This window comes from Spirochaetae bacterium HGW-Spirochaetae-1, assembly GCA_002839375.1.
Classification (GTDB): Bacteria; Spirochaetota; UBA4802; order UBA4802; family UBA5550; genus PGXY01.
This window is the reverse complement of sequence record PGXY01000001.1, coordinates 364,260-386,721: the sequence shown is the minus strand read 5'-3', so window position 1 is coordinate 386,721 and position 22,462 is coordinate 364,260. Positions and strand designations below refer to the sequence as shown.

Sequence of the window (22,462 nt, the reverse complement as noted above, 5' to 3'; positions counted from 1 at the left end):
TTTTCATAATGCGACAGCAAGGAACTGCCTGATATCGCATAAAGAGACCGTTTTTCAGGCATCCTGCGGGGGAAGACCCCGGTCATACCGGTTATAAAACCGGTCGAATAATAATTTCATATTGGAGCAATAATCATGCGAGCAGCCATATTCATTGACGGAGCCTATCTCCTGTCCCTGGCAAAGAAACACAACCTGGTCCCCAAATACGACGAACTGGCCGACTACCTGCTTAAACCGCTGCGAAAATCCATTCAGCTTGACCTTTTGAGATGCTATTTTTACTACTGCGCTCCCTGGATGTCAACGGAGCCCACGGATAGCGAAAAAAGACGCATGGAGGATCACATGCTTTTTATGGAAGAAATCAGTTCCATTGAAAGATGGGCCGTGCGCCTGGGCAAACTTCAACGCCGCTGGGACGGATACAAAGAATACTTCGAACAGAAACGGGTTGATGTTCTCCTCTCCGTTGATATGGTCCGCCATGCGGCATCGGGTCATATCGAACATGTTATAATAGTAGCCGGTGACAGCGACTTTATCCCCGCCATCGAGTCCACAAAGGATTCGGGTGCCACGGTATCCCTCTGGTGCGGCGAGGACAACACCATTCATAAAGACCTGCTCGAAACGGTCGATATCATTCACCGCTTTGACTGGAAAAAAGTTCCCAGGCAGAAAATAAAAACAGACCGTAAAGCCAAGCACGATGAACTGATAAAGCAGCAGTTGAAAAAAATACAGGAAACCACGAAGTCAAATATAACAGACCTGGGAAGGAACCGCAGAAACCGCGGCTGACGATCCAATAGACTTGACTTTTTAGGATATTTCCTGACGATGTGTGAAATATTCAAGCCAGTGAATATTTACATTCATGTAAGGAACAGCTTCGTGGGATACTTCTGCATGGCCTTCCTGACATACTACCAAGAGAGAGGTTACGGCCATGCAGATGAAAACTACCTTTTTTGATACCCCTATACTCAGAACACTATTACGGTGGACATCCCTCTTCTTACTGAAGATTTCGGGATGGAAACGCAGCGGGGAGCTTCCGTCGGAGAATAAATACATAATCATCGCAGCGCCCCACACCACGAACTGGGATATGCCCCTGACCCTTATGCTGGCCTTTGCCTTCAAGGTCAAGATATACTGGCTGGGCAAAAAATCCCTTTTTAAATTCCCCTTTAGTACGATTATGCAGTGGATGGGGGGTATCCCCGTGGACCGTTCAAAGAATAATAATATGGTCGAGGCGGCTATCGAGCTTTTTAAAAAAACCGAGAAACTGATCCTTGCAGTCCCGCCCGAGGGAACCCGGCAGCGGGTTCGGTACTGGAAAACCGGTTTTTATCATATGGCCTTCGGCGCCAATGTACCCATTGCTACAGGTTTCCTGGATTACCGCACCAAAACAGGTGGCTTCGGTCCCCTCATTATACCGACGGGAGATCTGGAATCGGATATGATACTCATCCAGAAATTCTATTCCACCATCACGGGAAAATATCCCGACCAGCACAACCAGGCAGACATTGATGACAGAAACAAAATGAAGAAGCCCAGCTGATTATGACGATTATAAGTTCTCGCTGAGACCTTTATTTGACGCCGGTTGTAAAAATCAGTATATTTATAGTTCATGAACGGGCATTATAAACAGTCACTGTTCCTATTGGTGATACGACCCGCAGGAACATTTCATCCGGACAATTAATGCCTGTTTTTTTATTGTCAATAAATCGATATTTATACCAAGTAAACATATGTTCGACATACAGGAATATTATACAGGCGGCAACTACGACCTGACAGAAACGAACTATAATGTCAATGAGATAGAGAGCGACATCAGCCTCGACATTGACCAGCTTCTCAAAAATCGTTTCGACAGGCTCTATCTCTGCGACAGATATAAATATCAGTCGCATAATATCGATATAATCTATCCGCGGATAATCTTCCCCGAGAACAGATCCCTCATAATGACTGCCGATAAAATCCGATTTCTCCTTTCCCTGTACCCAGGAAAGGATGATCTGCGGACCATTGAACGAATCGTGCTAAGACCCCGATATATTGAAATCGGCTCCATAGAGCTCTCTTCGCTTTTTATCCAGAAAAGTCGTATACTGGTCCTGTATCTCTGTCACCCGCACATGTACCGGCTCGATCACCTTGACCCAACGCCCGAGGCCCAGTTCGTTTCCATGGATCTCCTCAGCATTCTCGATACAAAAAAAAGGGGAGCGCCGCAACAGCAAAAACAGAAAGCATCCATCCATCCTCTGTGGTATTATATCTCAGTGCTTTCGCGCAATGATACTATCCCAACCGATACCATTGATAAATTCTTCATCAGGAAAAATCCTATCCACGACATTGATTATCAGTCGCTCATTGATATTTCCTGCTTTTATTCCCGGCATGGCTATTAAAGAATCGACATGAAACTGGTAAATCTTCATAATCACACCTCCCTCTGCGGACACGCCCGGGGAACCATGGATGAGTATATCATATCAGCCCGCGAAAAAGGCATCGCTGTCATGGGATTTTCCGATCACGCTCCGCTGCCGTCTCATCTTCGCAATGGTATCACCATGGAACCGGAACAGACCGAAGAATACATAGCCCTCGTTGAAAATAAAAAAATTGAATTTGACGGCAGCATGGAAATACTGCTGGGATTCGAGGTCGATTTTCCACTCCACGATTCATTTCCTCAAAAATACTTTACCGATGCAAGAATCGATTATCTCATTGGATCATGCCACTTCATCGATGACTGGCCCTTTGACCATGACGATTATGTTCATGAGTTTGACAGCCGCGATATCAACGACGTATATACCCGTTATTTTGAAATAATCGGCGACCTCGTTGGTTCACGGCTCTTCGATATGGTTGGCCATTTCGACCTGGTTAAAAAATTCGGCCACAGGGCCACGAAAGATTTCTCTGCCACTATTGACCGCATCGCCGGTATGATGTCATCCCTGGACATAGCGGCTGAAATCAATACATCGGGCCTTATTAAGCCGGTAAAAGAGATGTATCCCTCCGATGACATCCTGAAAATATTTTTTGACAACAATGTTCCCATCACCCTGGGATCCGATTCACACTCGCCGGAACACGTGGGCTACATGTTCGATGCGGCGCTGGAAAAAATAAAAAAGGCCGGCTACACTTCACTCTCTTTTTTCAGGAAACGGAAAAGATACACCACTCCCCTGTGACAGGATTGACCGCATGATATCATTTATAAAAAACGAACGTAATTACTATTCCATAGAGAGTCCTTTCAAGGGCCTTAGCCTCGGCGTGCTCGGAAAAGAAGGCAATGACACGGACTACTCCCGCAACGATCAGGATATCCGCTCCCGGGAGAGGGAACTGCTCTCGTCAATGCTGCGCCTCACGGAAAACCGTATACTTTTTCTTAACCAGGAACATGGTGACACGATCCTGCATGCCAGGGAACTTCCCACAACACCGTCTCATGTCTTCGGCGATGCCGACGCCATAATCACAGGAATGCCGGGTATCTGCCCCGTTATCCGCACGGCAGACTGTGTTCCCGTTTTCATCGCTGATATGGATAAAAGAGTTCTGGGTGCGGCCCATTCAGGATGGAAGGGAACACGGCTCCAGATATCAAGGAAGATGATACAAATAATGAAGGACGAATATGGGTGCAGCTATGAAGCCATGCAGGTCTTCATACTCCCCTCAATAGGTCCCGAGTCATATGAGGTAGGGAAAGAGGTGGCTGATTTTTTCCCGGAAGACTGCGTCGAGGAAGATGGTAAAATATATCTGAACCTATGGTACAGCATCGAATGTTCCCTGATTGAGGAGGGTATACCCGAAGAAAACATCTTCAACACGGAAATCTGCAGCCTTCAGAATTCGGATTCTTTTTTTTCCCATCGCTACGGCGATACGGGAAGAAACCTGAATTTCGCCTTTTTCAGATGAGGCGTTCCCAGACCTTTATCATCTGACTCACCGCCCTTTCCCAGTTAAAAAGCGATTCCACACGCTCAATGCCAAGCCGCCCCATGCGCTTGAGACCAGCCCTGTCCGTGATCAGTTCGTCAATGGCCCGCGCAAGGGCAAACTCGTCGCGGGCCGGAACAACGACACCGCTCTCTCCCACCACCTCGGGCAATGCGCCTCCATCACTGGCAATCACGGGGGTTCCGCATGCCATGGCCTCACCTGCAGGGAAACCAAAACCCTCATAGACGGAAGGAACAATAGCTATCTCGGCCTCATTGTAATGACGCACCAGATCCTCTGTGGACGCCGTACCGGCGAAATGGATTTTATCTCCCACATGAAGCTTTGCGATAAACTGCTGCGTGAGCTTCCGATGGGGAGCCCCCCCGTCAACGACGGTGAGCATAACGGGCTCTTTCATGTGGGTCAGGGCGCGCAACAGGTACACAAATCCCTTTTTGCCGTCCTCGATATTTCCCACGAAGAGTATATTACGCTTCTTTTTCTTTACATTCGGAAGGGTCCTGAAAATGGACCGGTCTATGCCGTTATAGACCACGGTCTGCTTTTTCAGGGGAACGCCGAAGTCCCTGTTTATGGTCCGCTTCGAGTCTTCGGAAACCGTGATAATATGGTCCAGGCGCTTTGATACGATACGCTGCATCAGTATGGGATAAAAATTGACGGTTTTCACCTTTGACTTGAATTTCGTCATGCGCTCCAGGACATTCTCAAGGTCAATGCTGAGGGGGTGATGAATCGTGGCAGACACCGGTATCCCCAGGGTTTTCATGAGCAGGAGTCCATAGCCCAGGGTCTGGTTGTCATGGATAAGATCAAAATTATACTGCCCGTGCAGCCTTCTTAAAAGCATGTAGGCCCGGTAGCTGAAGGAACTTATTTCGGGAAAGGCGCCGGCCCGGCTGTGGAGAAACTCGTAAAAATTTATGGGAGAAAAAATATCAAAGGGGCTCCGGGGATTAATCACCGAATTTCCCTTTTTTATAAAGTATTCATTGTTATGTATCCTGTGGACGGTGACGCCCTCCATGTGGTGCGGCCATGGCGGTCCCACCACGGCATGGACCTGGTGGCCCTGACGGACCAGTTCTTCGGCGATATATTTCAGGTAAATCCCCTGTCCCCCGGAATAGGGATTCCCCCTGTAACAGAGCAGACATATTCTCAAAGCGGTACCCTCATTGTTCCTCACCCCCGTCATGTCCGGGCATACCCATGTCCTTGTAAAGCTTTTTCATGAGCACAATACGCTCAGGATCCAGCTCCTTGACGACACGTGCGGGATTACCGATAGCCACGCTGTTGGGCGGCACGTCCCTGCGGACAACGGACCCGGCTCCGACGATGGAATTCTCACCTATCCGGACGCCCTTGCATATAATGGCCGAATCACCGATCCACGCTCCCCTCTCGAGAATAATCGGGGCCGTTCTTCCCGGCGAATCGGTGCGGTCATGAATGTCATGCCAGTCGGCATCGGTGAGATAGCAGAAATTGGCCAGCATACAGTCATCACCGATACGTATCTCCGAGGCGCTGCTGATTCTCACACCGTTCATGACCAGGACGCGGTCCCCGATGGATATATGCCCCTCCCCTTTTTTATGCTTTACCGTTGTCAGGCTTGTCCGGTACCCGTTGGCCCCGACTATGACGACCCGGTTTCCCAGGTGTATATTGGGTCCGTAAAGCACAACATTCCAGATTCCCCAGACCAGGGGGCGGCTCGACATGGAAGCCACGCGTTTCTTGAAAAAAAAGTGATAGTTAAAATTGGTCCTCACGGTAAAATACCAGCGCGTGAGAAAGGATGATTTATCTTCGTTGAACATGGGCCATTATTTATCAGATATCTTTGAAAAATCCAGAAGACTGGAAAAATTGCCCAGTATATTTTCCAGAAGATAGAGCCTGTTGTCCCTTACATCGATCCGCTTGTCCATAACCAGAACTTTGTCAAAAAAACCGTCAATGATGGCCTTACCCTGAATCAGCAGTTCAAAAAGTGCTATGTAACTGCTCTCCGCAATGTATCGGCTTATCTGATCTTTCCGTGAATCAAAGAATTCATGGAGCTCTTTTTCTTCCTTCTCCTCCAGGAGTGAAGCCTTGAATGAGAGTTTATAATCCGTGTTCTCCTTCCTGAAACCGGAGACAATATTGTTCATCCGCTTGAAACTGAGCAGCATCCGGGAAAAATTTTCATTCTTCCTGAATTCGTTGATGCTCTTCGCGCGCCGGAACAGCTCCAGGTAATTGCTGCTGCCGATAGATAGACAGGCGTCGATTTCATCATACCGGAACCCGTTTTCGGAGAAAATTGTTTTGGCCCTGGCCATGATGAAATCCAGGATCTGTTCCACCAGGTCTTTGCCGTTTTTATATTGCGGGGCGATTTTTTCCAGCACATCACGCAGTGAAATATCGATAGAGCCGCCGATCAAAAGATCGACCACGGCATTGGCCTGCCTGCGCAGGGCATAGGGGTCAGCCGAGCCTTTGGGGATATTCCCCACGGAGAATGAACCGAAAATATTGTCAATCTTTTCCGCCAGGGAAACCATCATGGACACCACACTTTTGGGAAGGGGGTCGCCCTGAAAACGCGGTTTATAATGTTCTTCGATGGCATCGGCAACTTCCCCGTCTTCACCGTCGCTCAGGGCATAGATGCGTCCGATTTTTCCCTGCAGAGACGAAAACTCATAAACCATCGCCGTGTTCAGGTCCACCTTGCACAGGAGAATGGCCCTTCTGACCTTTTCCAGTACTGCCGCATCAAGTCCTGTTTCATGGGCCACCACATCGGCGATCTTTTCCATGCGTTCCACCTTGGCAAAGATGGTACCCAGCTCCTTGTGGAAAAGAACGTCCTTGAGGGTATCCACCATATCAATAAGTTTAACCTTCCGGTCTTCCTTATAAAAAAAGCTGGCGTCGTTGAATCGGGCAGCTATAACCCGTTCATTTCCGATTTTTATGTTTTCCGTGGGAGGGTTATTGGACACCACGAGGAACCTGTTGGACAGGCTCCCGTCGGCTTCACGCAGGGCGAAATACTTCTGGTGCTCCTTCATCTCGGCTATGAGTGCTATATCGGGAATAGCGAGAAAAGCCCTGTCGAACTCGCAGATCACGACATGGGGATATTCCACCAGAAATGTTACTATATTCAAGTTCTCTTCATCCTCGATGAGCCGGCAATGGGCCTTTTCAGCTGCTGCGTGAAGTTCCCTGTCGATGAAATCACGCCGCTCACGCTGATTGACCAGAACATGGTTCTTTTTAAGAATGTCCTCATATTCACTGATACTGCTTATTTCAATCATCCGGTTGGCCTGTATATAATGCCCCCGTGTTTTATTCGAGGATACTATCCCCTCTATTTCAAAGGGAACCACTCTGTCATCAAACAGTATCAGGAAATAATTGATGGGGCGGGGGAACGTGAGACTTTTATCACTCCACTTCATCCTTTTTGGAAAAGGTATCTCCATGACGATTTTTTCCACGATTCCCGGAAGTATCTCCACGGTTTGCCTTGATTCCAGTTTTTTCACAGCAAAAACATATTCACCCTTTCCCGTATCCCTGTTGAAAAGATTTTCCGGGGATACGCCATTGGCCTTCATGAATCCTTCCAGTGCCTTAGTCGGTTTGCCTTCGCCGTCATAGGCAGCCTTTGCCGCCGGCCCCTTCAGTTCCGCCTCTTCCGCTCTCTGGGATTTCGCCAGGTTCGCCGCCATAATGGCAAGTCTTCGCGGTGTGGCAAGGACCTCCAGTTCGTCAAAATCAATCCGGTTGTCAAGAAGCTGATCCTTCAGGGATTTCTGTATTGCTTCCACGGCCGACGGAAGGTATCCCGCCGGGATTTCTTCGGTTCCGATTTCACAGAGAAAATTGATGTTTTTAAGCATAGGGCTGCTCCGGTAAGGCTCAAAAATGGATTTTTAATATATTAGGGGTATATTTCCCAGTCTGAAAAATGAGTCAATACTTTTTTAAAAGGGGGATATGGAGCTCAGCGGCTCTTCATAAGATAGGGATAGGGATTTTTGTGACGACCATATTTGGTTATTTCAAAATGCAGGTGTGCGCCCGTAGATCGTCCCGTATTACCGCTCTTACCCAGTTGCTGTCCCTGCTTGATATACTGCCCGGGTCTGACGATGATACGCGAGAGGTGGGCATAGAGAGTTTTCCATCCGCCGGGATGGGAAACCACCACGGTTTTTCCATAACCTCCCAGCCATCCCGTATAGGTAACCTTGCCGTACCGGGCCGATCTCACCCATTCATAATTGGAACGTATATCCGTCCCGGAATGAAATTCACGATAATTCCCATTAAAGGGATTTCGGCGCCATCCATACCCGCACGTGATGACCCGGCTTCTCGTGGGCCATAGAAATCCCCTGATGATATTCTGAGGCTTTGCATCGGGGATAAAAAGGGTGGTTCCATTGGCCACAAAATCGGGATTTTTTACATCATTCTGTGATAGTATTTTTTCCAGGGAAACACCGTATTTTTTCGCAATGGCGACGATGTTCCCTCCCTTATTCATGGTATAGAGTATCCCGTCCTTGTTCGGTACCGTGAGCACCTGCCCCACATGTATCAGGTCATAGGATCGGAGATTGCTGCTTCCACAAATTGTATCAATGGAAACACCGTAGGCTGCTGCAATTTCGCTGAGGGTTTCACCGGGTTTTACACAGTGTTTCCTTATGATGATTTTTTCAGTTTCGTCGGGTTGTGTAAAATCTGTTTGCGATGACTGAAGGAGATCGTTTTTCATCCTGTCATCATTTTCAACATCACTCGTGTCTTTTGACGGGAGCATGATCAGCAATGAAACCAGCAGTATGAGAAAGGCAGTTGAAGCGCCCAGCGCTATTTTTAATCGATGTGAAATGCCCCGACGGAATGTGCGGACATGGATGGATTTTCCCCCAGTATAGATTACAACGGTCTCGTTGGTGGAAACCGATATAGTTAACCGACCAAACCTATATGTTCTCTGTGGAATAATTTTCATGGTTTCTCAGCGCGTATTTCTCCGTGTATATCCCTGAATAATTCGCATGAACTCCCGTTTCAGTGGGGCTGAACTGTCAGGATATGACCATTGTGATAATATTATCGGCGTTTTACTCTATTTATTTAACAGTAAGGAGGAAATCTGTCCCGTCAGTTATCACTTTTAGAAGATGAACTAGACCCCGCATAGGCATCTTCAATTACCTTTTTAGGATCCTTTTTATGTCCGCCTGTAATAATTATGCTTCCATGGGCGACAACGCCTTTCTGGATGGAAATGGACGGCGCCATAATATCACCCAGGACCTTGCCGGTCTCCAGAAGCTTCACTTCCTCTTCAGCCCTGATGTTGCCGATAACGGTTCCGGCAATAACGACTGATTTGGCTATGATATCCGTTTTGACTTTACCGGTTACTCCCACAACCAGTTCGTCATCGGTCTTTATTTCACCTTCAAATTTACCATCGATACGCAGAGAACCGCTGATATAGAATTTTCCTTCAAAACTCGATCCAGCACCAATTGTACTGTTCATAAATTCACTCTTTGATGCCATGGATAAACTCCTTTACATGCATTTTGTTCTCTATCCTGATTATACTGCCCGATGTTACGAATATGCATCCCTGCCAGACTTTGTAAAACTGCGAGGTCCCCGAGAGCGGCCTGCCATGTGCGGGGGAAAATCCTCGTGGGATGAACCTTTCTTGACATCAATGTATGTTCAGGGGTAAAAAAAAATCAATAACAAATTTTCCGTTTCGGGGGAAATGATCATATGTGCAGATCAAGGTCCTTGTACTTCCATTTTGGTTTTCGGCCTAGAGACACCAGAGAGAACGTTATATCGGTAAACAGACGGCTTGCAGTTCTATTGAAGTCATCCATGGTTACTCTATCTATAAGCCTGATGATTTCCTCGAAGCCAAATTGCCTTTCAAAGGTCATTTCATTCTTCGCCAACTGTCCCATGCGCACTTCCATGCTCTCAAAGCTCAGGGCCAGGTTCCCCTTCATGAAAGTCTTCGCATCCTGCAGTTCTTCTGAGGATACCCCGTTTTTAAGGATTTTCCGGCATTCCTCCATGGTGAGCTCAACGGCACGGCGGTAATTCTCCGGGGCAGTAGCGCAATAAATACCAAAAATTCCCGTATCACTGAAAGAGGAATGAAATGTATACACCGAGTAGCTGAGGCCTTCATCTTCACGAATTTTCTGAAAAAGACGCGAAGACATACTGCCTCCGAGAATCGTGCTGAGTATATAAAGACCCCAGCGGTCATCATCGGCCCTTTTCAGACCTTCAGCTCCCATGCAGAAATGAACCTGTTCCAGGTCCCGTTCACAATGCTTCAGATAAAGCCGTTCCGGTGAAGACGGGGCCGACAACTTGGATACGTCGCCCTTTGCGGCGCCTTTCTTAAAATAGGTATCTATAAGCTTTCTGGCATGATCCGTTTCAAAATTACCGGCGATGACAAAAACGGCGTTTTCGTTCCGGTAATGATGATTATAAAATTTCCGGAGTTTTTCACTCGTGGTGGCACCGATGCTTTCCACGGTTCCGAGTATTGAATGACTCAGGGGGTGACCAATAAGCATATTCTCCATGAAGAGATCGTGTATGAACTCATCGGGAGTGTCCTCATACATTTTTATTTCTTCGATGATGACATTTTTTTCTTTTTCAAGCTCGACCGGGTCCAGGAGGGAACCAAAATACATGTCGGCCAGAATTTCAACGGCCATCTCCAGGTGTTCAAAAATCACGTTGATGTAATAGCAGGTATATTCCCTGTTAGTTGCCGCATTATGTTGGCCGCCTACACGGTCGACAATGCGCGCCAGTTCCTGGGCTGTATATTTTTCAGTCCCCTTGAAAAGCATATGCTCGACAAAATGAGCATATCCATACTGTTCTTCCATTTCATCACGGGAACCCCTGGTAAGCCACAAACCGGCAGAAATGGACGCAACATTATCAACGGGCTCAAGGATGACCCGGAGCCCGTTTTCCTGTACATATTTGGTAACCATCAGAAACCTTTACAGATCCATCGCTTCTTTTCTGCTCAGGTCGATGCGTCCCTGTTTATCCACTTTTATAACCTTGACCTTGAACTTGTCTCCTACGGAAACAACATCGGTCACGGCCCTGACCCTGGTATGGTCGAGATTGGATATGTGCACAAGTCCTTCCTTACCGGGCAGTATTTCAACAAAAGCACCGAATTCCATGATTTTTTTGACGGTCCCGTCATAGATGGCTCCCACCTTGACTTCCTCAACAAGGCTGAGAATGATCTTTTCGGCTTTGTCAATCGCTGCCAGGTCGTCGGAGCTGATTGATACGGTTCCATCATCTTCGACATTCATGCCGACACCGCATTCCTCGATGATCTTCTTTATCACCTTTCCGCCGGGACCGATAACCGTGCCGATCTTTTCCGGATCAATCTTGATGGTCTTCAGCCTTGGTGCATATGGTGAAAGATTTTCCTCCGGGGCGGGAACCACAGTGTTCATTTTCCCGAGGATATGAAGCCTTCCCTCTCTTGCCTGTTCCAGGGCGACGCGCATGATCTCCGTGGTAATACCTTCCACCTTGATATCCAGCTGAAAAGCAGTTATACCTTCGCTGGTCCCGGCCACCTTGAAGTCCATATCGCCGAGATGATCCTCCAGTCCCAGTATATCACTGAGAATGGCGAATCGGTCGTTTTCCAGGATAAGTCCCATGGCTATACCAGCCACAGCCGCTTTCAGAGGCACACCCGCATTGTACATGGCGAGCGAACCGGAACATACTGTTGCCATAGATGACGAACCGTTTGATTCCAGCACCTCCGATACCTGTCGAATGGTATAGGGAAATACATCCGATTCAGGAATGGCATATTCCAGAGCACGTTCGGCAAGCATACCGTGACCGATCTCGCGCCGTCCGACACCGCCGGTCCTTCCTGTTTCTCCCACGCAGAAGGGGGGAAAATGGTAGTGGAGCATGAAACGTTTATGGCTTTCGCCTTCGAGGCTATCCAAACGCTGTGCATCAGCAATGGTTCCCAGCGTGGTAATGCCAAGACTCTGGGTCTGTCCCCGGGTAAACACGGCAGAACCGTGTGCCCTGGGAAGTATCCCCGCCATTATATCAATGGGACGGATATCCTTCAGGCCCCTTCCGTCGGCCCTGACTCCCTCGTCGAGTATCCGTTTGCGGATTATTTCGCCGTCCATGTCGTCGATAATTCCCCGGATCTGTCCAATGGTTTCGGGGAACTGCTCTTCAAGTTCGGATTTGGCCTTTTCTACGATAGCATCAAAGGCATCCTCTCTTTCCTTTTTATCTTTATACTGAATCAGTCCTTCCACTTCTTTAAAATAAACTTCAACGGCTTTACTCTTCAGACCGGCATCGGCGGTGAAAGAGGTATAATTGATGGCCGGTTTATTAACCTGGGACGCAAATTCATCCTGAGCCGCACAAATCTTCTTGATGTTCTCGTGGGCAAACTCCACGGCAGCAAGCATCTCCGCCTCGGAAATATTCTTTGATGAACCCTCAATCATGGTTACGGCCTTTTTTGTACCGGCCACGACCAGGTCAATATCACTTTCCTTCATTTCAGTAAAAGTGGGATTAACAACCAGCTCTCCGCCTATTCTTCCCACTCTCACAGCGCCTACGGGTCCCCTGAAGGGAATGCCGGAAACACTGAGAGCTGCCGATGCGGCGTTGATGGCAAGCACATCGGGCTGATTCTGCTTGTCATGGGAAAGAACATAAATTATAATCTGGACTTCATTGATGAAATCCGGGGGAAACAGAGGCCGCAGTGGCCTGTCGGTGAGCCTGCAAACCAGAGTTTCACGATCCGAGGGACGTGATTCCCTTTTAATAAAACCACCGGGAATTTTTCCAGCGGCATAAGATTTCTCCCGATAATCCACTGTTAAAGGGAAAAAATCCTGTCCTTCACGGACATTTTTGTCAATAACGGCCGTAGCAAAGACGATCGTTTCTCCATAGGAAACGACAACAGCTCCATGCGCCTGCTTGGCCAGGTAGCCGGTATTAAAATTAAGACGTCCTTTTCCAACCTCGATGTTGTAATCTATACTCATTACAAGTACCTCTCTTTAAATAAGATAAAAGACTTCCACAGATGTAATGAGATTCTTGTACGGTGCCAGAATTCAGAAGTCAGAAATCGACATAAAAACAATTTATACCGACTTCTGGCTCCTATATTCTGACACTGATCTCCTCACCGCAAAAAAGGGTAAGAGGCATCCGTGGAGGTCTTTTTAATAAATTACCATTCCCTATCTTCTGAGACCCAGGGATTGGATTACGCTTCTGTATCTCTCGAGATCTTTTTTCTTAAGATACCCGAGCAGTCTTCTTCTCTGACCAACCAGCTTCAGCAAACCTCTGCGTGAATGGTGGTCTTTCTTATGAATCTTAAAATGCTCAGTCAGGTGATTGATACGTTCGGTCAGCAATGCGACCTGAACCTCAGGAGAACCTGTATCACTTTCATGAGTCCTGTACTTTTCGATTACTTCACTTTTTCCTGACATAGTGAATTATTTATCCTCCTCAATGTTGAAATTTCAAATGTACAATTATAAATAATATTTTCATATATATCAACGTCAGTTCTTTGGCGAAGGACTTAAAGAGCTTAATAAATTGCTCTATTGTAACGTCTATATATTAAAATAGCTGATTATTAAACACATTCAGATACGTAATGTGCCATTTATCAATATCTACATCGGCGATTGCAATTAAATTTTTTTCCGTATCCATAATAAGGAACCTTTTTTTCTCCTCATCGCGATACTCTATATCCGTTGTTTCCTCGATCTGAAACCAGGCTCCATTAAAAATTCTTGGTACCGCCTCGGATTGTACGGTAATCCTGTTAAAATCGCGAAGTGCCTCGGCGGGTTCCAATGTGAAGTTTTTTTCTGTTTCCATCCCGGCCAGGTATTGCTCAAGTTCTTCCAGAGTAACTGCCTGTTCCAGGGAAAAATTGCCCGATTGTGTTCTTACCAATTCCGCGAGATATGCCCCGGTTCCCAGTTTTTCACCGATATCGCGGGCTAACGAACGTATATAGGTTCCCTTTGAGCAACGGACTTTTATGGTAAACCTGCCCGATCCGGGATCGCTTTCAAGGCCTTCAATGGCATATATAAAAATTCTGCGCCGCTCGAGTTCAACCAGTTCACCGTTTCTTGCCAGGTCAGAGGCCCGGCTTCCCTTTACCTTCAGAGCCGAATACCGGGGCGGAAGCTGCATCTGCTCTCCCTTGAAATGACCTGCCGCGGCTGAAAAATCCTCAGCGGTGATTCCCTCAAAGGACTTTTTTTCAATAATCTCGCCTTCCCCGTCACCGGTGTCGGTGGTGATACCCAGCTGCACAACGGCTATATATTCCTTATTACTCTCAAGAAAAAACCTTGTCAGCTTTGTTGCCCAGCCAGTACAGATAACCAGAAGTCCCGAGGCGAATTTATCCAGAGTCCCCGAGTGTCCGATCTTCTTTATCTGTATTAATTTCCTAACCCTGGCAACGGTTTCAAATGATGTCAATCCCTCGGGCTTATTAATTAAAAGAACAGCGTTCTGTAATCTGGAGATACTCACAATACCAGTCTTATACGGTTCCTCTATTCTTCCGATTCCGGCAATTCTTCGTCATCGCCGTCTTCGGCTGAATACTCCAGGTTGTCAATGAGACCAACCATCCTCACTCCTTCGGCAATGGATGAATCCAGTGTAAAGTTTATTTTCGGCACATGCCTGAGACGCATGTTCTTCCCGATATAATGCTGGATAAAACCACTGGCAGACCGCAGTCCCTCCAGCGTTTTGCGTATTTCTCTCGGTGTACCCAGAACGGAAACACCGACCTTCGCATCAGAATAATCCTTGTTTAACTCCACCTTGGTTATTGTTGTAAAACCAATGCGTGGATCTTTTAATTCCCTGATGATCAGCTCCGAAATGAGCCTTCTGATCATCTCTTCCAGTTTGTCTTTTCTATACGCCATATTTTATCATTACACATCCAGCTGAGATATTCTAGAGAACTTTTGCCACTTCAATAAGCTGGAATGCCTCAAAGGTGTCCTTTTCCTTCAGATCATTAAAATTTTCGAGGGCAAAGCCGAATTCCTGTCCAACCACAACTTCTGATGCGTCGTCCTTGAATCGCTTCAGTGATTTGAGTCCACCCTCATGTACTACAACGCCATCCCTGATCAGACGCATTTTGGATTTTCTTGTAATTTTCCCCGATGTCATAAAGGCCCCGGCGATGGTTCCCACCTTGGATATTTTAAATACCTGACGCACTTCACCGACGCCGAGTATTTCCTCTTTGATTTCAGGCGAGAGCATTCCTTCCATGGCTGCCCTGATCGCATCCGTCGCCTCAAATATGATATTGTAAAATTTGATGGAGACATTTTCTCTCTCGGCAAGATCAGCCACTTTACCCGTAGGACGGACATGGTAACCGATGATAACCGCGTTGGAAGCCGATGCCAGCATAACGTCTGAATCGTTGATACTGCCGGCCCCGGCGTGAATGACCTTGACTCGAACCTCACTGGTGGAAAGCTTAACCAGCGCCTCGTTGAGAGCCTGGGCAGAACCGTCAACGTCGGCCTTGACTATGATACACAGCTCCTGAACCTCCCCGTCCTTAATCATTTCGTTGAGAGATTCCAGCGTAACCTTTCTCACCTTCTTGGCTGATTCGATACGTTTGTATTCAAGACGCTTCTGGGAAACCTGCTTGGCAAGCTTTTCTGTTTCCACACATTCAAAAGGATCTCCCGCGCTGGGAATACCGGAAATACCCAGTATCTCGACGGGAGTAGAAGGCCCTGCCTCTTTTATCTCTTTCCCCTGGTCGTCGAACATTGCACGGACTTTTCCCGAATAGTGTCCCACGATAAAGGGATCTCCGGCATGAAGCACGCCCCTCTGAACCAACATCGTTGCAACAGGTCCCCGGCCGGAATCCAGTTTAGATTCAATAACAACTCCCTTGGCCAGAACCTTTTTATTCCCCTTGAGCTCGAGCATTTCCGATTGTATCAGTACCAATTCCAGGAGACCGTCTATATTGATCCCCTTCTTAGCACTGATCTCGGCGAAAAGGGTTGTGCCTCCCCATTCTTCGGGTATGAGCTCATAAGCTGTAAGCTCGTTTTTTACCTTCTTAATATTGGCTTCCTCAAGATCAATCTTATTAATGGCTACAATGATGGGAACTCCCGCTGCACGGGCGTGATCTATAGCCTCAATGGTCTGGGGCATTACACCGTCATTGGCTGCAATGACAAGAATGACAATATCGGTAATCTGTGCCCCACGCGCCCTCATAGTTGTAAAAGCGGCGTGTCCCGGTGTATCCAGGAAGGTAATTTTTTTATCACCCACAGTGACAACATAGGCGCCTATATGCTGTGTTATGCCGCCGTGCTCCTGTTCGGCAACCTTTGTTTTGCGGATAGCATCGAGAAGCTTTGTCTTACCATGGTCAACATGCCCCATTACAGTGACAACGGGGGGCCGGTTCTCATAATCTTCAGGTCTGTCCTCCTCTTCGTGCTTGATGATCGTCTCATCATAAAGGGATACAACCTTTACTTCCGTTCCATACTCTGATGCCAGAATTGTAGCAGTTTCGGCATCAATGATCTGGTTAATGGTGACCATCTCTCCCATTTTCATGAGTTTGGCGATAACCTCATTAACCTTGATGTTCATTTTTTTCGCCAATTCGCCGACAGAAACGTTTTCCGTTATGTTTATTACCGTCGGTGCGGAAATTTCTTTTTTCTGATAGGATGAAGTCTTTTTCCTTATTTCAATGGACTTCTCTTCAAATTTTTCTTTTTTATATTTCTTCTTGGAGTCCTTTTCTTTTTCCTTATCCTTGTCCTTGGGCTTTCTTCTTCTCTTCTCATCATCGAGCCCTTCAACGGGAGTCTCCCTCGGTGCTTCAGTTCTCTGACCGGGACCTCCTCCTGGACGGGGTCCTGAGCCTCCGGGTCTCTGACCGGGGCCTCCTCCCGGACGGGAACCATAACCTCCAGTTCTCTGACCGGGGCCTCCTCCCGGACGGGGTCCGGTTCCTGCAGGTCTCTGACCGGGGCCGCTTCCTTCCCTGCGCTGACCATAGCCTCCAGGTCTCTGGCCGGGACTTCCTCCAGTACCGCGGGGGCCTGTTCCTGCAGGTCTCTGGCCTGGTGTGCTCCCTTCCCTGCGGGGTCCCGCTCCTGCAGGTCTCTGGCCTGATGTGCTTCCTTCCCTGCGGGGGCCTTCTCCTTCACGTCTCGGTCTGGATGTATCTCCCCTGTAAGCCGTGCCTTCGCTCCGTTTTTCCCTTTCAGGATGAACAGCGGCCCCATCCGGCTTGTCAGCTATATCTCTTTTCGCTTCCCCGGTCGCTGCAGCTCCGGTTTCTTCTGCTACAATTATTTCTTTATCTTCATCGGATATTGAATGCTTTTCATCCATGTCCTGCCGGTGCTGAACATCTCCAGCCTGTTTTTCTTTTATTTCCTTGGAAACATGCACTTTACGCTTCAGCTTTATCTTCTTTCCCTTCTTGATGCTTTCAACACGCTGTGCTTTTTTGGTTTTAATAACCTCAATTTTTTTCTCTATAAGAAAAACATCCTGATCAGAGATCTCACTCTCTTGATCACGCTTTATGCCAAGCTCCTTGCATACTTCAAAAACATCTTCTTCAGAGATATGGTTTCGTGTCGCGATATCAATAGCCTTCATGAAAATTATTATATTCCTTTTTTTTTATTTGTTTCGAAATTATTCTTCCGACTTTTCTGTTTCGTCTGTTTCCCCAGCTACCTCTTCTTCAGTTTTATTTTCATTATCCTCGATGTCTCCATCGCCGTTTTCTTCTTCGTCTTCTTCGTCCTCTTCGTCTTCTTCGAAATCAACCGTTTCGGCGATTATATCAAGAATCTTCTGCGCTGTTTTCTCTCCGATACCATCGATTTTTATCAGCTCTTCAAAAGATTTTTCAACAAGATCCTCAATTGAGAAAACACCGCCCGATTCCAGGAGGGTCCTGGTCCGCGTATCGATACCGGGCAGCTCTTCAAGAGATGTCTCGTCTTCATTGGTTTTGGAGAAGAGCTGTTCCACCATGGCGCGCGATTCTGATGAAGTGAGAAATTCCCTGAACTGGTCATCGGTCTTAATGTCGATATCAAACCCGCAGAGTTTCGATGCGAGACGGACATTATGCCCGCCCTTTCCCACGGCAAAAGAGTAATGATCGGAATCGACCACGGCAATTACTCCACCGCTGGCCGTCTCTACAATTTCCCTGGCCTTGGCGGGAATAAGAGCGTTCGCCGCCATTATTTTCTTATCATCATACCATTCAACGACATCGATCTTTTCGCCTTCCAGCTCACGAACGATGGATTGGATCCTGATTCCCCGCATACCGACACAGGCGCCCACGGAATCGACGTCATCACGTTCACTGGCCACCGCCACCTTTGTCCTGAGTCCCGGTTCCCGCACAACTTTGATGATTTTAACTACATTATCATATATTTCAGGAATCTCCATTTCAAAAAGCTTTTCAATGAATTTCGGATGAGCCCTTGATAAAACAATGCCTGGGCCCTTCGATACTTTCTGCACCTTGAGGATAAGGGCTTTCACCCGATCTCCTGTTTTATAATGCTCCAGTGGAGACTGCTCGCGCGAGGGCAGAACACCTTCTGTCCGTCCCAGTTCGACATACATGGCGTCGCGGGTCTTTCTCTGAAGATAGCCGTTGATCAGCTCGCCTTCTTTTTCCTTGAACTCATTGTATACGATGTTCTTTTCCGATTCCTTGATCTTCTGAATAATCACCTGCTTCGCGGTCTGGGCAGCGATGCGTCCAAAGGACTCTAGAGGATTTTCCTCCACATCGATATCGTCTCCAAGACTCACATCGGCCTTGATCTCAACTGCTTCCTTATAGGCAATCTCTTCAGCAGGATTGGTTGGCCTGTTGACCACCATTTTTTTTGATCGTACCAGAACAGTATTGTTATCCCTGTCAAAAACGACTTTTACATTTTCAATGGTTCCATACTGCTTCTTGTAAGCCGAAAGCATCGCCGATTCAACGATGTCCTCGATCTCTTCCCTGGGTATACCCTTATCCGTGGCAATCTGATGAAGTGCTTCAAAAAAGTTATTGCTCATTTCCCATTATCCATTCAATAATCAAGATTTGCTTGCGATATATTTTTAAAAGAGATAATCATCTCTTCTTTTTCAGTGGAAATAGTAACACCGTCCCTGTCAACCGCTTTTAAAATTCCTTTTATCGCCTCTCTCATGTCTTCCCTGTCGACGACGAGCTTCACCGGGGCATTTATGAATCGTGTGAATTCCTCATAATCTCTGATTTTTCTATTTAAGCCGGGCGATGATACTTCCAGTGAATAATTCGCTATAATTTGTGCTGCATCGAGCTTGTCGGAAAGGAGGCTGCTGTACATTTCACAATCTTTATGTGATACACCATCGAGTTTGTCAATGCGTATGGTCAGCTTGGTGTTCTCTCCCTTTAGGTATATGGAAAATTCATAAATCATCATGCCCAGGTCCTGGGCCGCTTCATGAATCAATCGGGCAATATCGTCTTTTATCATACAGCTAATTAAAATGTAAGTATTTTCTTCCTTATATAAAGATTAAAATGCTAAACGGGAATCATGAAAGTAAAAAAAGAGAGTGGTTACCCACTCTCAAAGTCACTCTCTAATATGTAGTAAATAATTGCAAGTGTTTTTTACATATATCACAATGACACATACATAGTGGGTGTTATAATAGTTAAAACATTACACACATAACCATTTAAAATATAGTCCTTTTTATACAAAAAGAAAAGTAAAAAATGTAAAACACTTGTCAATTATGGAAACACCGAAAAGCTGGTATTCGGTTATTCATCCCTATCATGTGGTAAACAGTTACATGGACCTTTTAAGCAGCCTTAACGATAATCAGAAAAATGCCGTGATTCATACCGAGGGCCCCCTTCTTATCCTGGCCGGGGCGGGTTCCGGTAAAACACGTGTAATAACACACCGTATAGCCCACCTGATAAGGGCCAACGGCATACCGCCCTATGCTATTTTCGCCGTCACTTTCACCAATAAAGCTGCCGAGGAGATGAAGACGCGCATTATAAATCTTATCGGCCCCGAGGGGAACAGTGTTTTCATCAAGACTTTTCATTCAGCCTCGGTATACATCCTCCGCCGTTTCGGCGATCATATTGCCATTCCACGGAATTTCTCAATCTTTGACCAGTCCGATCAGACATCGGTGGTAAAGGAAATCCTCATGGAAATGAAGCTGGACCCGAAGAAAATCAAACCCTCCATGATCGTTTCGCGCATATCGGAAGTGAAAGATAAGGCTTCACTCCTCGAGGGTGCGGCCGCCGATGCGGCCATGCCGGATCACTTTGCCTTCAATTTTCAGGAGGTCTATAATAAATATCATGAAATAATGGCATCCCAGAATGCCCTGGATTTTAACGATCTCCTTATCAAAACCGTGGAACTGCTTCGATCCTCGCCGGAGACTCTTCAGACGCTGCAGAGACAATGGCGCTACTTTATGATAGATGAGTACCAGGACACCAATTACGCACAGTACCTCATCGCCCGGTATCTTGCCTCGGCCACGAAAAACATATGCGTGGTGGGCGATGATGACCAGTCCATATATTCCTGGCGTGGTGCCGACATCCGGAACATTCTGGACTTTGAGAAGGACTATCAGAACGCCCGTGTCATAACCCTGCGGGAGAACTACCGGTCCACGGAACCCATCCTCAATGCCGCATCATCGGTCATCCGCAACAATCTATACCGCAAGGAGAAAGACCTGGAAGCACAGTGCGGCGACGGCGAACCCGTTGTGCACTGCCAGACCAACAATGAATACGGCGAGGCCGAATATGTTGTCAATACACTCATCTCATTGAAGCACCGAGAAAAATACCGGAACAAAGATTTCTCAATATTTTACCGGACTAATGCACAGTCCCGCTTGTTTGAAGAGCAGCTGAGGAGACAGAATATCCCCTACAGGGTCATCGGCGGGTTGAAATTTTACGACAGGAAGGAGATCAAGGACATCGTGGCCTATCTCCGCTTCGTGGTCAATCCCAAAGATACTGTTTCACTTTTACGAATCATAAATACACCGTCACGTGGAGTTGGAAAGGCCACGATCGACCGGATCATGGAGACAGCCCGCCAGGCTGATAAAACGCCGTGGGAGGTCATCCGCGATGAGCTGCTCACCGGCAAGGTTCCCAAGGGTCTCGATCTCTTCAGGACCCTTATGAAAAACACCATGGAAATAAATGCCGATGTCCCGGCGCGTGTAAAACTTTCCACCCTGGCAAACGATATCATCGAACTCTCGGGATACCGGCGCGACCTCCAGGAGGAGAAAACATCGGAAAGCACTGCCCGCCTGGAAAACCTGGATGAATTCATAAACAGCGTATTTGATTATGAGAATGCCAATCCCGAAGCCCTTCTCCAGGATTTTCTTCAGGATATTTCCCTCCTCACTTCAGAAGACACCTCCGATGAAGAAATTCCCGTCGAGGAGAGGGACAACACCATCACCCTCATGACAGTGCATAATGCCAAGGGCCTGGAATTCCCCGTTGTCTTCCTTACCGGTATGGAGGAAAATACTTTCCCCCACAAGTTCTCAATTGACTCCGAAGAGGGAATCGAAGAGGAACGTCGGCTGTGCTACGTGGGAATTACCAGGGCGAAAGAGAGAATCTTCATAACCAATGCCGAGATTCGGAGATCTTTCCTTGGCGTGGAATACCGGGAGCCTTCACGCTTCATAGGCGAGATACCGGAATCACTGAAAAAAAGCACCTACTACAACGGCAATGGGCATGGAAATGATTACGGTTCATCGTCAGCCCGCAGGTCTTCCTATGGCAGTGCGTCTCCGGCAGGCGGGACAGGCAGTTACGGAACGATCAGCAGCAGATCCCTGCGCGGCGCCGTAAACAATGATGTCATACAGACGGATAAGCCTGTCCCCGTAAGGGCAGATAATGAGCTCGACGAAGAAGCCTCTAAGGATATATCGCGATTCAGGCTCAGAGAACGCGTAATGCATCCACGCTACGGATCGGGAATAATACTGAATATCGAAGGGACCGGTGACAATATCAAGCTCACCATTAACTTCACCAGCGGCAGGAAAACATTCCTGGAAAAATATACGCCCCTGGAAAAAATAGACTGAAACTATATGC

19 protein-coding genes are annotated in these 22,462 nt (G+C 47.2%); 6 read left to right on the top strand and 13 right to left on the bottom strand.

The features are described from left to right. Positions 1-135 precede the first annotated feature (135 nt). From CVV44_01675 to CVV44_01655, 5 genes are all read left to right on the top strand, one after another. Positions 136-804: an NYN domain-containing protein gene (locus CVV44_01675; protein PKL41370.1), complete on the top strand. Its 669-nt coding sequence runs from the start codon at positions 136-138 to the stop codon at positions 802-804. Between the two features lie 154 nt (positions 805-958). After that, positions 959-1,579, top strand: coding sequence for a glycerol acyltransferase (locus CVV44_01670; GenBank protein ID PKL41445.1), 621 nt, complete (start codon positions 959-961; stop codon positions 1,577-1,579). Positions 1,580-1,775: 196 nt separating this feature from the next. After that, entirely contained in the window at positions 1,776-2,447 is a 672-nt protein-coding gene (locus CVV44_01665) for a hypothetical protein (GenBank protein ID PKL41369.1), read from the top strand. Between the two features lie 9 nt (positions 2,448-2,456). Beyond that, a complete protein-coding gene (locus CVV44_01660; protein ID PKL41368.1) occupies positions 2,457-3,251 on the top strand; it encodes a histidinol phosphate phosphatase in 795 nt (264 codons plus the stop codon). Between the two features lie 13 nt (positions 3,252-3,264). Beyond that, positions 3,265-3,993: a hypothetical protein gene (locus CVV44_01655; protein PKL41367.1), complete on the top strand. Its 729-nt coding sequence runs from the start codon at positions 3,265-3,267 to the stop codon at positions 3,991-3,993. Here CVV44_01655 and CVV44_01650 read toward each other — a convergent pair. From CVV44_01650 to CVV44_01590, 13 genes are all read right to left on the bottom strand, one after another. Then, complete coding sequence (locus tag CVV44_01650) at positions 3,986-5,239, bottom strand: glycosyltransferase family 1 protein (GenBank protein PKL41366.1); 1,254 nt, start codon at positions 5,237-5,239, stop codon at positions 3,986-3,988. The two genes, CVV44_01655 and CVV44_01650, sit on opposite strands and share 8 nt — an antisense overlap. Beyond that, positions 5,217-5,771, bottom strand: a complete 555-nt coding sequence (locus CVV44_01645) for an acetyltransferase (GenBank protein ID PKL41444.1) — start codon at positions 5,769-5,771, stop codon at positions 5,217-5,219. The genes CVV44_01650 and CVV44_01645 overlap by 23 nt, the downstream gene beginning before the upstream one ends. Positions 5,772-5,876: 105 nt before the next feature. Next, complete coding sequence (locus tag CVV44_01640; protein ID PKL41365.1) at positions 5,877-7,955, bottom strand: glycine--tRNA ligase subunit beta; 2,079 nt, start codon at positions 7,953-7,955, stop codon at positions 5,877-5,879. A 104-nt stretch (positions 7,956-8,059) separates the two neighbouring features. Further along, the gene (locus tag CVV44_01635) at positions 8,060-9,079 is read right to left on the bottom strand and encodes a hypothetical protein (protein PKL41364.1); all 1,020 of its coding nucleotides are present in this window, start codon (positions 9,077-9,079) and stop codon (positions 8,060-8,062) included. A 152-nt stretch (positions 9,080-9,231) separates the two neighbouring features. After that, a complete protein-coding gene (locus CVV44_01630; protein PKL41363.1) occupies positions 9,232-9,639 on the bottom strand; it encodes a cell division protein in 408 nt (135 codons plus the stop codon). 218 nt (positions 9,640-9,857) lie between these two features. Further along, positions 9,858-11,120, bottom strand: a complete 1,263-nt coding sequence (locus tag CVV44_01625) for a peptidase M16 (protein ID PKL41362.1) — start codon at positions 11,118-11,120, stop codon at positions 9,858-9,860. 9 nt (positions 11,121-11,129) lie between these two features. Beyond that, complete coding sequence (locus CVV44_01620; GenBank protein ID PKL41361.1) at positions 11,130-13,208, bottom strand: polyribonucleotide nucleotidyltransferase; 2,079 nt, start codon at positions 13,206-13,208, stop codon at positions 11,130-11,132. Positions 13,209-13,409: 201 nt separating this feature from the next. Continuing rightward, positions 13,410-13,667: a 30S ribosomal protein S15 gene (locus CVV44_01615; GenBank protein PKL41360.1), complete on the bottom strand. Its 258-nt coding sequence runs from the start codon at positions 13,665-13,667 to the stop codon at positions 13,410-13,412. A gap of 136 nt (positions 13,668-13,803) precedes the next feature. After that, positions 13,804-14,787, bottom strand: a complete 984-nt coding sequence (truB, locus tag CVV44_01610; protein PKL41359.1) for a tRNA pseudouridine(55) synthase TruB — start codon at positions 14,785-14,787, stop codon at positions 13,804-13,806. Next, on the bottom strand, positions 14,766-15,149 hold the full coding sequence (locus CVV44_01605; GenBank protein PKL41358.1) for a ribosome-binding factor A: 384 nt from the start codon (positions 15,147-15,149) through the stop codon (positions 14,766-14,768). Before CVV44_01605 ends, truB begins: the two co-directional genes overlap by 22 nt. 31 nt (positions 15,150-15,180) lie before the next feature. Beyond that, complete coding sequence (locus CVV44_01600) at positions 15,181-17,904, bottom strand: translation initiation factor IF-2 (GenBank protein ID PKL41357.1); 2,724 nt, start codon at positions 17,902-17,904, stop codon at positions 15,181-15,183. 39 nt (positions 17,905-17,943) lie between these two features. Further along, positions 17,944-19,350, bottom strand: coding sequence for a transcription termination/antitermination protein NusA (locus CVV44_01595; protein ID PKL41356.1), 1,407 nt, complete (start codon positions 19,348-19,350; stop codon positions 17,944-17,946). A 14-nt stretch (positions 19,351-19,364) separates the two neighbouring features. After that, entirely contained in the window at positions 19,365-19,802 is a 438-nt protein-coding gene (locus CVV44_01590) for a ribosome maturation factor RimP (GenBank protein PKL41355.1), read from the bottom strand. A 268-nt stretch (positions 19,803-20,070) separates the two neighbouring features. Between CVV44_01590 and CVV44_01585 the strand changes: the two genes are divergently transcribed. Further along, the gene (locus CVV44_01585) at positions 20,071-22,452 is read left to right on the top strand and encodes an ATP-dependent DNA helicase PcrA (GenBank protein ID PKL41354.1); all 2,382 of its coding nucleotides are present in this window, start codon (positions 20,071-20,073) and stop codon (positions 22,450-22,452) included. Positions 22,453-22,462 lie beyond the last annotated feature (10 nt).

Excerpts from the sequence above, each read along its gene's own strand:
- CVV44_01650 (PKL41366.1), bottom strand. The coding sequence starts at position 5,239 with ATGACGGGGGTGAGGAACAATGAGGGTACCGCTTTGAGAATATGTCTG.
- CVV44_01640 (PKL41365.1), bottom strand. The coding sequence starts at position 7,955 with ATGCTTAAAAACATCAATTTTCTCTGTGAAATCGGAACCGAAGAAATC.
- CVV44_01665 (PKL41369.1), top strand. The coding sequence starts at position 1,776 with ATGTTCGACATACAGGAATATTATACAGGCGGCAACTACGACCTGACA.
- CVV44_01600 (PKL41357.1), bottom strand. The coding sequence starts at position 17,904 with ATGAAGGCTATTGATATCGCGACACGAAACCATATCTCTGAAGAAGAT.
- CVV44_01645 (PKL41444.1), bottom strand. The coding sequence starts at position 5,771 with ATGTCGAGCCGCCCCCTGGTCTGGGGAATCTGGAATGTTGTGCTTTAC.
- CVV44_01590 (PKL41355.1), bottom strand. The coding sequence starts at position 19,802 with ATGATAAAAGACGATATTGCCCGATTGATTCATGAAGCGGCCCAGGAC.
- CVV44_01625 (PKL41362.1), bottom strand. The coding sequence starts at position 11,120 with ATGGTTACCAAATATGTACAGGAAAACGGGCTCCGGGTCATCCTTGAG.
- CVV44_01615 (PKL41360.1), bottom strand. The coding sequence starts at position 13,667 with ATGTCAGGAAAAAGTGAAGTAATCGAAAAGTACAGGACTCATGAAAGT.
- CVV44_01585 (PKL41354.1), top strand. The coding sequence starts at position 20,071 with ATGGAAACACCGAAAAGCTGGTATTCGGTTATTCATCCCTATCATGTG.
- CVV44_01655 (PKL41367.1), top strand. The coding sequence starts at position 3,265 with ATGATATCATTTATAAAAAACGAACGTAATTACTATTCCATAGAGAGT.
- CVV44_01630 (PKL41363.1), bottom strand. The coding sequence starts at position 9,639 with ATGGCATCAAAGAGTGAATTTATGAACAGTACAATTGGTGCTGGATCG.
- CVV44_01635 (PKL41364.1), bottom strand. The coding sequence starts at position 9,079 with ATGAAAATTATTCCACAGAGAACATATAGGTTTGGTCGGTTAACTATA.
- CVV44_01620 (PKL41361.1), bottom strand. The coding sequence starts at position 13,208 with ATGAGTATAGATTACAACATCGAGGTTGGAAAAGGACGTCTTAATTTT.
- CVV44_01595 (PKL41356.1), bottom strand. The coding sequence starts at position 19,350 with ATGAGCAATAACTTTTTTGAAGCACTTCATCAGATTGCCACGGATAAG.
- CVV44_01605 (PKL41358.1), bottom strand. The coding sequence starts at position 15,149 with ATGGCGTATAGAAAAGACAAACTGGAAGAGATGATCAGAAGGCTCATT.
- CVV44_01670 (PKL41445.1), top strand. The coding sequence starts at position 959 with ATGAAAACTACCTTTTTTGATACCCCTATACTCAGAACACTATTACGG.
- CVV44_01675 (PKL41370.1), top strand. The coding sequence starts at position 136 with ATGCGAGCAGCCATATTCATTGACGGAGCCTATCTCCTGTCCCTGGCA.
- CVV44_01660 (PKL41368.1), top strand. The coding sequence starts at position 2,457 with ATGAAACTGGTAAATCTTCATAATCACACCTCCCTCTGCGGACACGCC.